The organism is Actinophytocola sp. (assembly GCF_045807065.1).
Classification (GTDB): Bacteria; Actinomycetota; Actinomycetes; order Mycobacteriales; family Pseudonocardiaceae; genus Actinophytocola.
In genome coordinates this window covers 1-12,999 of the sequence record NZ_JBJMIE010000049.1, presented here as the reverse complement: position 1 = coordinate 12,999, position 12,999 = coordinate 1, and the positions used below count along the sequence as shown (strand labels likewise).

The 12,999-nt window shown below is 69.9% G+C and carries 10 protein-coding genes; 4 read left to right on the top strand and 6 right to left on the bottom strand.

The features are described 5' to 3' along the window. Nucleotides 1-419: 419 nt before the first annotated feature. From ACJ73U_RS02865 to ACJ73U_RS02840, 6 genes are all read right to left on the bottom strand, one after another. On the bottom strand, nt 420-1,667 hold the full coding sequence (locus ACJ73U_RS02865) for a cytochrome P450 (RefSeq protein WP_407775917.1): 1,248 nt from the start codon (nt 1,665-1,667) through the stop codon (nt 420-422). Nucleotides 1,668-1,684: 17 nt separating this feature from the next. Further along, the gene (locus ACJ73U_RS02860) at nt 1,685-2,728 is read right to left on the bottom strand and encodes a methyltransferase (RefSeq protein WP_407775916.1); all 1,044 of its coding nucleotides are present in this window, start codon (nt 2,726-2,728) and stop codon (nt 1,685-1,687) included. Between the two features lie 11 nt (nt 2,729-2,739). Further along, nucleotides 2,740-3,498, bottom strand: coding sequence for an N-acetyltransferase (locus tag ACJ73U_RS02855; protein ID WP_407775915.1), 759 nt, complete (start codon nt 3,496-3,498; stop codon nt 2,740-2,742). A gap of 109 nt (nt 3,499-3,607) precedes the next feature. Then, entirely contained in the window at nt 3,608-4,369 is a 762-nt protein-coding gene (locus tag ACJ73U_RS02850) for a leucyl/phenylalanyl-tRNA--protein transferase (protein WP_407775914.1), read from the bottom strand. 118 nt (nt 4,370-4,487) lie between these two features. Then, entirely contained in the window at nt 4,488-7,493 is a 3,006-nt protein-coding gene (locus ACJ73U_RS02845) for a non-ribosomal peptide synthetase (RefSeq protein ID WP_407775913.1), read from the bottom strand. A 172-nt stretch (nt 7,494-7,665) separates the two neighbouring features. Next, nucleotides 7,666-9,207, bottom strand: coding sequence for a LuxR C-terminal-related transcriptional regulator (locus ACJ73U_RS02840; protein WP_407775912.1), 1,542 nt, complete (start codon nt 9,205-9,207; stop codon nt 7,666-7,668). A gap of 256 nt (nt 9,208-9,463) precedes the next feature. Between ACJ73U_RS02840 and ACJ73U_RS02835 the strand changes: the two genes are divergently transcribed. Genes ACJ73U_RS02835 through ACJ73U_RS02820 form a run of 4 tightly spaced genes read left to right on the top strand, consistent with a single transcriptional unit; the run spans nt 9,464 to nt 12,424 of the window. After that, complete coding sequence (locus ACJ73U_RS02835) at nt 9,464-9,691, top strand: acyl carrier protein (RefSeq protein WP_407775911.1); 228 nt, start codon at nt 9,464-9,466, stop codon at nt 9,689-9,691. After that, a complete protein-coding gene (locus tag ACJ73U_RS02830) occupies nt 9,688-11,226 on the top strand; it encodes a long-chain-fatty-acid--CoA ligase (protein WP_407775910.1) in 1,539 nt (512 codons plus the stop codon). Before ACJ73U_RS02835 ends, ACJ73U_RS02830 begins: the two co-directional genes overlap by 4 nt. 12 nt (nt 11,227-11,238) lie before the next feature. Beyond that, nucleotides 11,239-12,159, top strand: a complete 921-nt coding sequence (locus ACJ73U_RS02825; RefSeq protein WP_407775909.1) for an isopenicillin N synthase family dioxygenase — start codon at nt 11,239-11,241, stop codon at nt 12,157-12,159. A 19-nt stretch (nt 12,160-12,178) separates the two neighbouring features. Next, a complete protein-coding gene (locus tag ACJ73U_RS02820) occupies nt 12,179-12,424 on the top strand; it encodes a phosphopantetheine-binding protein (protein ID WP_407775908.1) in 246 nt (81 codons plus the stop codon). The last annotated feature ends 575 nt before the right edge of the window (nt 12,425-12,999 follow it).

Genomic DNA, 12,999 nt, shown 5'->3' with positions numbered 1-12,999 from the left:
GGCGCCAGCCTGCCCCCGAAGGGGCCTGCCCAGGGCGGCGGAGGCTCGCGGGTCAAGGGTGACGGCCGCCAGGCCGTCATCGGGCGGAGCCCGACGCCGAAGGCGCCCTTGAGGCGTGAGTCGCCGCCCGTACAATCCCGCCACCACCACCGAACACCAAGGACGCAGCGCGCACCACAAACCACCCGAACACCCGGCACGCGACGCACACCAACAAGCCCACCGGACACCCGAGGACGCGGCGCGCACCACCAACCACCGAGCAGTCAGGACGCAACAGATCCGGCAAGCCACCGAACACCGAAGACGAGGCGCGCACCACCAAACCCCACGGAACCCCAGGGACACAGCCAAAAAGCCGAACCTCGAACACCGAGGACGAGCAGCACAGAACAGCTAAAACGAGCCACGGACCACCGTCAGGCAGCCCGAACCGCCGAGTGCCGCAACTTCACCGGCAACGCGGCAACATCATTGGCCATGAACGACTTCAACGGCGGCACATCCTCCGGCGCGACCGCGAGAACCAGCCCCGGACACCGAGCGAACAACGCCGGCACGGCCACCGCGGCCTCGAGCCGCGCCAACCGGGCACCAGGACAGAAATGCGGCCCGGCCCCGAACGCGATGTGTTCCTTGTTCTCCCGATCAACGTCGAACACCAACGGATCCGGGAACACCTTGGGGTCACGCCCGTGCGCCAGATAGGAGATCATGATGGCGTCGTACTTGCGGATCACGACGCCCTCACCGAGATCGATGTCCTCCTTGGCCCACCGCATCGGCAGATGCCCGACCGGGCACTGCAACCGCAGCGACTCCTCGATGGCATCGGGCCACCGCGACGGGTCGGCCAGGACGATCGACAGCTGGTCGGGGTTGGCGAGCAGTTCCCGGACCGTGTGGTCGATGAGCGACACCGTGGTCTGGCTGCCGCCGCCAATGAGCAGGATCAGCATGTCGACCAGTTCCTGCTCCGACAACGGCTCCTCGCCATCGACCCGGGCAGCGATGAGGTAGCTCGTCAGGTCGTCACCGGGTGACTGGCGCTTGCCCTCGATGAGGGTCCGCATCGCGACGTTGATGTCGACGAACACCCGGGCGGACTCCTCCTCCGGCACGTTGTCGGTGTTCAACACGATCCGCAGGATCCGCAGCACCTCGGCCCGCAGGTCCTCCGGGACCCCGAACAGGTCGCAGATCATCCTGGTCGGCAGCTGCTGGGAGAACCGGACGTGCAGGTCGACCGGCTCGTCGCCGGGACAGGCGGCCAGATCGTCGAGCAACTCCTCCGCGATGGCCTCCAGGTGCGGCCGCATCGCGTCGATCCGCTTCGGCGTGAACGCGGGTGCGATGAGCTTGCGCAACCGCTGGTGCTCGCGCCCTTCCGCGGTGGACATCGACTCGACATCCACCCACGGGGACAACCAGGGCACCTCGCCCGGCTCGTACATCGGCACGTTGTTCTTCAGGTTGCGCGAGACCCCGGGATGGGTCAGCAGCTTGCGAACGACGTCGCCGCGGGTGACGGACCAGACCACCACACCCTCGGGCAACTCGACGGCCACGGCCGGAGCGGACTCCCGGAACCGGTCGAGCTGCGCGTACATGCATTGGCCGCCACCACTGTCGATCTTCTCGGATGGCGCGGTGGAGAACGGGATCATCTCACACTCCAGACGAATCAGGCAGGCAGAGCCGAGATAACGGACAACGGACCGGCCGCGTTGCGCGCCACGAACTCGACCGTGAACCCGGTCGAGGCGAGCAGCGACCGGAACTCGCTCTCGGTCCGTTCGCGGCCGCCCGCGGTCACGAGCATGTTGGCGTCGGTCAGGAACATGACCGGCTCGTCGGTGCCGGCGGTGTCGGTCAGCACGGACCCGACGATCAGCAGCTTGGCTCCCGACGGCATGTGCGCGCGGACCGTGCGCAGCAGCTTCGCCGCGGGCTCGTCGTCCCAGTCCTGGAACACGCTCTTGATGATGTAGAGGTCCCCGCCCTCGGGCACCGACGAGAAGAAGTCCCCGGCCACGACCTCGCAGCGGTCGGACAGCCCGGCCTCCTCGATGACCCCGGGCGCCTCGGCCACTCCACTGGGACTGTCGAAGACGACCCCGTTCAGGTGCGGGTGTGCGAACAGGATCGCCCTGAGCAACGTCCCGTCCCCACCGCCGACGTCCACAACGGACTTGACGTCGGTGAAGTCGATCCCCGCCGCCACCTGGGCGGCCGAGATCCTCGACTCCTGGCTCATCGCGTAGTTGAAGAGCGCCGACAGGTCGGGTTGCTCGGACAGGTGGACGTACACGTTCTTCCCGTGCACGTGGTCGAACGCGCACTCGCCGGTCCGAACCGTGTGCCCGACCTGCTGCCACGACGTGAACAGCGACGGATCGGTGAAGAACCGCGTGAAGGCCCAGAGCGAGTCCGGCGAGTCGGTCCGCAGCTGCTCGCCGACCGGCGACAACCCGAACCGCCCTGGCGAGGGCTCGGTGGTGATGCCCACCGCCGCGAGCATCCGCAGCAGCCGGTGCAGTGACGGCTCGTGCGACCCGGTGGCGGACGCGAGCGCGGCGCTGGTGTCCACCCCGTCGTGGATGAGGTCGGCGATCTTCAGCTCGGCCGCCAGCCGCAACGCCTGGGCCGCCATGTACCCGCCGATCACCTGGATCAACGCGGCGCGGTTGCGGATCTTCTCGGCCTGGTCGGGTAGGACGCTGGTCATGGATGGGCCTTTCACTTGTTCAGCCGGTGTCGGATCCACACGTTGGGTTCGATGTAGACGGCGCGGTCGTGCACCACGCTGACCTCGACGGGCGTCAGCGCGCCGGGCACGACCACCGGGCCGTCGGTGTCGAAGGGCAGTCCCGTCCAGTCCCGCCACTGCGCGAGGCTGCCGGCGATCGCCATGGAGGCGGGGCAGACCTTGACGATCTCGCCGCCCGCGCGGACGTGCACGCGCAGCCACGCGTCGGCCGGCAGCCCGTCGGGTCGGGTGCGCGCGAGGTACTCGGTGATGGGCACGTCGGGTTCGGCGTGCTTGTCGCTGGGCCGGACCGGCACCATCACGTCCGCGAACCCGAGCCGCCGCGCGTTGTCGTTGAGCGCCGCGAGGGCTCGCGCTGACAGGTTCCTGGCCCGCAGGCCCGGCACGATCGCGACCTCGAGCGCGCACACGGCGGTCAGCTCGCGGCCGGCGTACGTGTCGACCATGCTCTGGCGCAGCACCTCGTCCCAGCCGGTGTCCGGCAGGCTGTCGAGGTCACCGTCCCAGGCGAACGGCACGCTGGCCGCCCTGCCGATGACCCGCTCGTCCTCGCCGTCGCCGTCCAGCACGACGAGCTGGTGCTCGGCGTGCCGCTCGAACGCCCAGTTGACGAGCAGTGGCTCGGCCCGGACGTACGCGGGCCAGGTCGCTTCCATGGTGAGCATCGCGGTTGCCAGGTCGGGCCGCTCCGCGAGACTGACCACCCGCGGGTTCGTGACGACGGACAAGGCGACTCCTTCGACGAGCGGGATCATCACACAGTGTCGGGCGCCCACCTTGCGGCTGACCCGCAGCGCACTTGTCCGCCCCGCCAGTGGGTGTCGCGTCGCGTCGCCATCACGCCGCCAGTCCCGCGACGGGCACCGGCTCGGCCAGCCGGCGGGCGGGCAGCCGCTCGGCCGGCAGCGCGCCGCCCGTGTGCGCGTGTTCACCGAGCAGGGCGAGGTAGGCGGCCCTGGGCACCGGCACCGCGCCGATGAGCTTCGCGTGGTTGCCGTCGTGCTGGACGTCGACGGCGACGCCGCCCGCGTCCGCGACCCGGCGGACCAGGCACGCCACCGCGACCTTCGCCGCCCCGCTGCGCGACATGAACTGCGAGTCGGCGCTGAACACGCCGCCGATCCGCACGCCGAACGTGCCGCCGATCAGCTCGTCGCCGTCCCACACCTCGACGCTGTGCGCGTGCCCGGCGGCGTGCAGCTCGCGCAGCCCGGCCACGAGCCGGTCCGTGAGCCACTGCGGCGAACGGCCGGTGCGGCAGTGCTCGACGACCCGGTCGAAGCAGGCGTCGAGCGTGGTGGTCCAGTCCACCTTGCGCAGCTGCTGGCGGAGGCTGCGCCGCACCCGCGCCTGACCGGCGAAGATCACCGGTCGCGGGTCGGGCGAGCACCAGGCCACGCCGTACGGGTCGGCGCCGAACGCCGGGACCAGGCCCTCGTACGACAGCTCGCTGAGGATCTTCTGTTCCTCGGTGTCCGCGGGGAACGGGTACAGCCCGTGCCGGTACGCGCCGAGGAGCGCGTCCGCGGACAGGTCGTCGCGGAAGGCGACCGGCCCCTCGCCGGGCGCACCAACCAGATCCAACTCGTGCCAGGACATCACGCCTTCTCCTCACCCGCCGCGGGCGCCGGAACGCGCCGCGGGCTCCGCTTCACCGGCGCCCTCCGCGGGCTCGGTGACGTCGTTCCCGTTGAATGGTTCGCTCCGCAAGCCCCGCTCACGCTGCCGCCTTCAGGAAGTCGATGCCGGTCAGATAGGCGATGTAGCGGTCGAGCATCGCGGCGTCGACCGGGGGGATCTCGATCCCGCTGCCCCGCAACGCGTTCTCGACGTTGGTCCGCGAGAACACCGGGAACGTGTCCTCCAGGTACATCTCCGCGACGCTCATCGCACCCGTTGCGCAGCGGTCGATGAACAGCGGCGCGAACGGGGTCATCGGGTGGTCGGGCTGCTCGATCGCGACCCGCACCAGCTCGTCGATCCAGTCGGTCCACGACACCTCGCGGATCCGGTGGCCGTGCGCGCGCAGCCGGTCGACGAGCACCGAGATGTTGACCTTGCCGGGGTTCGTCAGGTGGTAGACGTCGCCGCGCGGCAGGGCGGTCGCGGCGATGTGCGCGACCGCGGCGGCGAACACGTCGACCGGCGTGTAGTCCAGCGGCAGCTCGGCCACCGGCGCCATGCCCGTGTCCACCACGAACTTCTTCATCGCGCACATCTCGGTCGCCAGGTTCCACGCGCCGGCGCGGCGGTCGCCGGAGATGTCGGCCGCGCGGTAGATCGCCACCGGCAGGCCCTGCTCGGCCGCCTTCAGCAGCAGCGTCTCGGCCACCCACTTGCTCTCCACGTACCCGACCGAGAGGTGGTCGGCGTGCGCGAGCGGGGTGTCCTCGTCGACGTGGCGGATCCCGGCAGTGCCGAACCCGGCGAGCACGGCCATCGTCGACGTGTAGTGGATCGGGATGTTCCGGTACCGGGCGGCGAGCCGGATGATCTCCCGGGTGCCCGCCACGTTCGCGGCACGCATGTGGGAGTACGGGTAGATGAAGTTCACCAGGCCGCCGGGGTGGTGGATCACGTCCACGGTGGCGGCGAGGCGGTCGAAGTCCTCTTCGGACAGTCCGAGGCCGGGCTCGGCGAGGTCGCCCGGCAGCGGCACGATCCGATGGCCGTAGGCACCGAGGTCGTCGCCGAAGTACCGCTCGGCGGCGGCTCGCAGCCGGGACAGGACCGCGTCGGCGTCCGCGGCCCGCACCAGGCAGTGCACGGTGGCGTCCGTCGTGGACAGCAGTTCACGCAGCAGGTAGATGCCCAGGAACCCGGTGCCGCCCGTGAGCAGGATGTGCCGGGGGTCGGCCCAGGCCGCCTGGTCCCGCACGCCGCCGTCGATCTCCACACCCAGCTCGCACTCGGCCGCGAAGTCGACGCGGGCACGGGTGTCGTCGCCGGCGAGCGTGCCGGCTCGCGCCGCGCGCACGGCCTGCGCGAAGCTGGCGAGCGTCGCGTCCTGCAGCAGCAACCGGATCAGCGGCCGCACCTGGGTGATCATGACCCCGAGCGAGCCACGCACCTTGGCCATCAGCTCGGCCGCGAGGATCGAGTTGCCGCCCCTGTCGAAGAAGTTGTCCTCCGGGTGGATGCGGTCCACCCGCAGCACCTGCCGCCAGATCCGCGCGACGGCCCGCTCGAACAGGTCGACCGGCGCGCCGGCCCCGGTGTCCGGCGCGGCCGGGCCGGCGGCCGGGTTCGGCAGCGCGTCGAGGTCCACCTTCCCGTTGACCTTCAGCGGCAGCTCGGGCAGCCGCAGGAACGACGAGGGCACCATGTAGTCGGGCAGGTAGCGGCCGGCGTACCCGCGCAGCTCGCGTGCGTCGAGCTCCGGTCCGGTGTAGTAGGCGGCGAGCCGGCGCTGGCCGTTCTGCTCGTAGGCGTTCACGGCCACGTTGGCGATGGCGGGGTGTCCGGCGAGGGCCGCCTCGACCTCGCCGGGCTCCACCCGGAAGCCGCGGATCTTGAGCTGGCGGTCGATGCGCCCGAGGACCTCGAGGTTGCCGTCCTCGGTCCAGGCCCCGAGATCACCGGTCCGGTACCGCCGCGCGCCTGGCTCGCACGCGTACGGATCGAGCTGGAACCGCCCGCGGCCGTCGTCGCTGAGGTAGCCGCGCGCCACGCCGCTGCCGCCGATGTAGATCTCGCCGCGCTCCCCGGGACCGACCGGCACCCCGTGCTCGTCGAGCACGTGGATGACGGTCCCGGGGAGCGGGCGGCCGACCGGGGCCGTGCCTCGGGCGGGAAGCACGTCCCCGGTCAGGTCCATGACACACGAGGTGATCGTGGTCTCGGTGAGGCCGTAGGCGTTGACCAGCCGCACCCCCGGCATCAGGTCGAGCGCGGTCCGGCAGTCCTCGGCGTGCACGGCCTCACCGCCGACGATGACCATCCGCACCGGCAGCTCACCGGCGCCGGCCGCGACGGCCGAGAGGAACTGCCGCCAGTACGCCGGCGTGAGGTCCATGACGGTGACCTGGTGTGCCCGCAGCCGGTCCGCCAGCTCGCTGGGCGCCCACGCGTGGTCGGGCAGCACGAGCGTCGCGCCCCCCAGCAACGCGACCGCGATCTGCTCGATGGAGGTGTCGAACGACACCGACGCGAACTGCAGGACGTTGTCGTCCGGCGTGATGCCGTACCGGCCGACCAGTTCGTCGACCAGGTAGGAAAGCGAGTGGTGCTCGACGAGCACGCCCTTCGGCGCGCCGGTGGAGCCGGACGTGTAGATGACGTAGGCCGGGTCACCGGCGGACACCCGCGCTCCTGGCTCCGTCGTGGGGAACCCGGCCCCGGCCGCGGTGGTGATCGCGCTGACGGGGAGCCCGGCGAACCGGGAGAGGTCGTGCGTGACCACGGTCGCGCACCCGGTCTCCTTGACATAGGTGGCGATCCGGTTGTCCGGCGCACTGGGCTCGACGGGCAGGTAGACGGCGCCGGCCTTCCAGATGCCGAGCAGGGCGACGATCGTGTCGACCGATCGTTCCAAGTGGACCATGACCACGGAGTCCTGACCGATGCCCTGGCCGATCAGGTAGTTGGCGAGCCCGTTCGCACGGTCTTCCAACTCGCCGTAGCTGACCCGCACGTCGCCGTGCACGACGGCGGTGCGGTCAGGCGCGGCGACGGCACGGGCGCTAAACAGTTCGTGGACACGCTGCTGCCTACGGATCTTCATGGGGAGCCCCTCGGCGGCTGTCTCGACGATTTCGACTGACACCAAGGTAACTTCGCGGACCGGTGGTTCTCGACTACCAAAGTGAGCGACCCGGCGACACGGGTTCCCTACTCAAGTTAGTAGTGCATGTGTCCGATGTGAATCCGTCACTTGAGCCGGCATCGCACATCACTCACGCGGCCGTGGAGTTCGGCACGTGCCGCACCAGCTCCGCCCGCGAGGAGATGCCGAGCTTCCGGAACAACACGCGCAGGTGGTAGTTGACCGTGTGCGGCGAGAGCCGAACCCTGGTCGCGATCTGCCGGTTGGTCATCCCCTCGGCGACCAGCCGCGCGATGGACCGCTCGACGTCGCTGAAGGACTCCCACCGTGTCTGCGGCTCACCATCACCATCCACCAGGGACCTGGCCCGCTCCGCCGCGTCGGCCAGGGTGGAGAAGCCGGGATTCCCGGCCGCCAACAGGTCCGCCTCACGCGCGATCGCCCTGGCCAACACGTCGTCCCCGGCGGCCAAGGCCGTACTCACCAACCACGGCGCCGCCTCCGGCTCCCCCACGAGCAGCAGCCCCCGGTCAGCCAACTCCAGAGCCCGACGCGCACCCTGCTGCCGCGCGACAACCTGCACCCGAACCCAGGAGTACACAGTGGACGGCCAGCAGTCCGCACCGGCCTGTACCGCTTCACACTCGGCCACCATCATCGCGGCCAGGTCGAGATCATCGCCGCGCAGGGCGACGGCCGCCTGAACCGCGAGCCCGTGCGGCACGAGCAGCGGGCTACCGGCCTTGCGCGCCGCGGCGACCCCGGCCTTCGCATGCGTGGCGGCGGCGGCGTGCTCACCACCGGCGAGCAACAGCTGCGCCTCGACAATCACCCGGTTACCCTCGTAGGAGGTGAGCCCACGGGTCGCGAGCTGTGCCCGGGTGTCCCGCATCAGCTCGGTGGCCTCGTCGAGCCGGCGCAGCAACCCGAGCTTCTCGATCAACCCGAGCCGCTGCCACAACCACCAGTGCGGTGCGGAGCCACCCCCGATCCGCGAGCGGTGCCGAGCCATCCGCAGGGAATCGGCCAACCTCCCCTTGCACCACAGGACGTTGGACAGCACGAACGCGGCGGCCACCGCACTGGTGGCGGACGCGGTGGCGAGGATCTCCTCGGCCGCGCCCTCGACGTCCGGCTCCCCGGCCAGCGCCATGGCCGCGATCCGCGTAGCAGCAGCCTCATCGGCAAGCCGGGCATCCCGCACGGCCAGTACGCGCTCGGCAGCAGCGCGGGCGGTGGCACTCTGCCCCTTGAGCAACAACAGGTTGGCGAGCAGGGCATGCAGGTCGTCAGCGAGTCGAGCGGCCCCGGGCCGGGCCAGCGCGGCCCGTACGAGCGCGACAGCCCGCGACAACTCGTCGAGGGGCGCCTCCTGCGCCACGGCCCCTCGAATACGTTCCAGGTCGGCCCGCAACGCACTCTGAACCGCGGCAGGCAACCCGTCCACCACCACGGACCACACCAACTCGGTGCGGAAGGCAAGGCAGTCCCCGACCCACTCGAGAACGCCCCCGTCCACCAAGGCATCCAACGAGGGCAACAACTCCACGACACTGCGCCGCATCATCGAAGCCAACTCGGACAGCTCGAACCGCCGCCCGAGCACAGCGGCGACCCGAAGCAGCTGCCACGCCCCCTCGGACAGCCCGCTCCGAACCAGCTCCCTGTCCACGACCACATGGTGCAGCCGCCTTTCCAAATCGGACAACCAGGCTTGCCCAGGCATTGCTCACGGCATTACCGGCCACTGGAAGAGCGACAAGCGACTACCAGCGACAGCACTGCGCCGAGGGCAGGAGCACCGAGCATCCGGTGGGTCGGCCGCGAAGGCGAAGAAGAAGGCACCTGGCAAGGCGACTCCCGACTGCTTACCCCCCGATTACCAGCACTTGCTTGAATCTGATCACAGCACAAGCGAGGAGTCGAAGATGATCGAGGGACGCGTGCGCCAGGTGATCGCGTCGGTGTTCTCGCTGTCGCCGGACGAGTTGCCGGCTCGCATGGAACCGGACACCGTCCCTGGCTGGAACTCACTGCGCCAGGTACAACTGGTGCTGGCGCTGCGACAAGAGTTCGACGTGGAGATCGACCCCAGCACGATCCCGGAGCTGATCACCGAACAAGCCATCGTCGAGTACGTCCAGGATGCGGCGTGACCACCAGTACCATCCACGCGATCATCGCGAACCACGCGCAGGCCCGCCCGAACCACCCGGCGATCATCTGCCAGGGCAGGACCCTCACCTACGCCGAGCTGCACGACCAGAGCACGACCACGGCCAACGCCATGCACCGCTCCGGCGTGGAGGCCGGTGACCGGGTCGGCTACCTCGGCAAGGAGTCCGAGCAGTACTACGACATCCTCTTCGCCGCCGCGAAGACGGGCGCGGTGCTCACCCCGATCAACTGGCGCCTGAAGCCGGCCGAGATCCACCACATCCTCCACGACTCCGGCGCGACCCTGCTCTTCGCCGACGACGAGTTCCTCACCCTCGCCGCGAAGATGAAGGCCGACCTCCCGAGGCTGCGCGGGATCGTCCCGCTGAGCGCCATCACCGAGTGGCGCGGCACCGACAGCACCCCGCTGCACCCGCCCTTCGACGAGGAACACCCGATCGCGCAGGTCTACACGAGCGGCACCACCGGCCGTCCCAAGGGCGCCGTCCTCCCCCACCGCAGCTTCTTCGCGGTCCGGGCCGCACTGGCGCAGGCCGGCCTGGACTGGATCGACTGGCGGCCCGACGACGTCAGCCTCATCGGCATCCCCGGCTTCCACGTCGGCGGCCTGTGGTGGGCGGTCCAGGGCTTCGGCGCGGGCATCACGATGGTGTCGGTGCCGGTGTTCACCGGGCGCGAGGTCGTGCGGCTCGTGCCCGCCCTCGGCATCACCACCGCGTGCGTGGTGCCGGCGCAGCTGCAGGTGATGCTCGCGCCCCCGCGCCCCCGGCAGGAGGACTTCGCCTCGCTGCGCAAGGTGGTCTACGGCGGCTCACCGATCTCCGAGGCGCTGCTGGCCCGGTCCATCGAGATGTTCGACTGCGAGTTCGCGCAGATCTACGGCCTCACCGAGTGCGGGAACACCGCGGTGTGCCTGCCGCCGGCCGAGCACGTGGTCGGCGGCCGGCGCATGCAGGCCGCCGGGCGCCCGTACCCCGGCATCGAGCTGAAGGTCGTCGACGAGTGGGGCGAGCCGGCCGAGCCGGGTGTGGTCGGCGAGGTGTGGTTGCGCAGCCCGGCCGTCATGCTGGAGTACTGGGGCCTGCCGGCGGCGACCGACGAGACCATCGTGGACGGTTGGCTCCGCACCGGCGACGCCGGTTACCTCGACGAGGAAGGGTTCCTGTTCATCCGGGACCGCGTCAAGGACACGATCATCGTGGCGGGCGAGAACGTCTACCCCGCCGAGATCGAGAACGCGGTCGCCGCGCACCCCACGGTCCTCGAGGCGGCCGCGGTCGGCGTGCCGAACGAGCACTGGGGCGAGGTCGTGCACTGCTTCGTCGTGCCGAGGCAGGGCGAGACGGTGGCGACCCGCCAGCTCGTCCGGTTCCTGCGCGGCCGGATCGCGGACTTCAAGATCCCGTCCAGCTTCGAGCTCGTCGAGTCGTTGCCCCGCAACCCGAGCGGCAAGCTCCTGCGCCGCGAACTGCGCGAGCGGTTCTGGGCACACCTCGACCGGCGAGTGGCATAGAAAGAGGACCTGATGGCCAGGGAATTCGTACCGATCATCGACCTGTCCACCCGCGACACGGCGGCCGACCGGGCAGCACTCGCCGAGACGATCGGTACCGCGTGCGCGACGTCCGGGTTCTTCACCGTGGTCGGCCACGGGGTGTCGAAGGACCTCGTGGACCGCATGTACAGGACCACGGCCCACTTCTTCACCTCCCCGGAGGACGTGAAGGACCAGAGCGCGAACCGCGGCGCGGGAGTGGCGGGCCTGCGCAGGCTGGGCGGCCCGTACGAGGCGTTCGCCGCACACGTGACCGGCGACCTGAGCGAGGAGGAACGCGCCGCACTGGGCGACTACCCCGCCACGTGGAAGGCCGCGAACATCTGGCCGGACGAACGGTTCAAGGCGGTGTGGGACGAGTACACCGCCGCGATGACCGACCTGTCGGCGGACATCATGCGCTTGTTCGCACTGGCACTGGACCTGCCGGAGCCCTTCTTCGACAACAAGTTCGACCACCACGTCTCACTGATAGTCGCCAACTACTACTACGCGGGCCCGAAACCGGAGGTCCTGCGCCGCGAACGCCACACCGACTGGGGCAGCCTGACCGTGCTCTACGTGGAGGACGACCTGGGCGGCCTACAGGTGATGCGCGGCGAGGACGACTGGGTGGACGTGCCGGCCATCCCGGGCAGCTTCGTGGTGAACATAGGCGACCTGATGGCCTTCTGGACAGGCGGCCGCTGGGCGTCGACCGTGCACCGGGTGGTGAACCCCCCGGAGCCGGACGCCCGGTCGCGCATCTCCATCCCGTTCTTCTACCTACCGAACCACGACGCGTCGATCGAACCCATGTCCCCGGTCTCCACCACGGAACCGACCCTGGAACGAGTCACCGTCGGCGAGTGGTTCTCGCACAAGATGCGCACGACCTACAAGGCCGCGTAACCAAAGGAGGCTGGATGCCATGAGCACGACGGCTGTACCACAGTTCATCACGTCATTCCTGGAGTCGAAGTGCCCGGACGTCGGGCCCATCGACGTGGACGAGGACCTGGTCCTGACAGGCGTGCTGAACTCGATGCACTTCGTAGAACTGCTGTACCTGATCGAGGCGGAACTGAACACGGAGATCTCCCTGGACGAGGTCACCACGGACGACTTCCGCACCATCGCCAACATCCGCAACCGCTTCTTCCCCGAGGCAGCCTGACGACGCGAGTCCACTGAGGAGGGTTTGTTCAGTGGTGGGTGGCTGGGAGGGTTCAGGGGACGACAAGGCGACGGACACGACCCAAGCCCGTGGCCAAAGTGCGAAGGCGACCCGAGCCCCGTCGCCAAAGTGACGGACCCGACCCAAGCTCCATCGCCAAAGTGACGGAGGCGACCCAGCCCCGTCGCCAAAGTGACGAAGGCGACCCGAGCCCCAGGCGCAAGGTGGCGAAGGCGGCCCGAGCCCCGTGGTCGAGGTGACGCAGGCGACCCAAGCCCCGTCGCCAAGGTGACGGAGCCGGACCCAGCCCCGCGCCCAAGGTGACAGAGCCGGGCCCAGCCGTGTGGCCAGGGTGGCGAAACAGACCTCCCCCCAAGGCAGTTCGGTGGTGGTGGCGGGGGCAAGGCAGGCAGGCGCCAGCCTGCCCCCGAAGGGGCCTGCCCAGGGCGGCGGAGGCTCGCGGGACAAGGGTGGAGCGAAGCCACATCGGGCGAAGCCCGACGCCGAAGGCGCCCTTGACGCGTGAGTCGCCGCCCGTACAACCCCGCCACCACCACCGAACACCTAGGACGCGG

Coding starts and splice junctions, on each gene's coding strand:
- ACJ73U_RS02865 (WP_407775917.1), bottom strand. CDS start 1,667: ATGATCCCGTTCTCCACCGCGCCATCCGAGAAGATCGACAGTGGTGGC.
- ACJ73U_RS02860 (WP_407775916.1), bottom strand. CDS start 2,728: ATGACCAGCGTCCTACCCGACCAGGCCGAGAAGATCCGCAACCGCGCC.
- ACJ73U_RS02850 (WP_407775914.1), bottom strand. CDS start 4,369: ATGTCCTGGCACGAGTTGGATCTGGTTGGTGCGCCCGGCGAGGGGCCG.
- ACJ73U_RS02845 (WP_407775913.1), bottom strand. CDS start 7,493: ATGAAGATCCGTAGGCAGCAGCGTGTCCACGAACTGTTTAGCGCCCGT.
- ACJ73U_RS02835 (WP_407775911.1), top strand. CDS start 9,464: ATGATCGAGGGACGCGTGCGCCAGGTGATCGCGTCGGTGTTCTCGCTG.
- ACJ73U_RS02825 (WP_407775909.1), top strand. CDS start 11,239: ATGGCCAGGGAATTCGTACCGATCATCGACCTGTCCACCCGCGACACG.
- ACJ73U_RS02820 (WP_407775908.1), top strand. CDS start 12,179: ATGAGCACGACGGCTGTACCACAGTTCATCACGTCATTCCTGGAGTCG.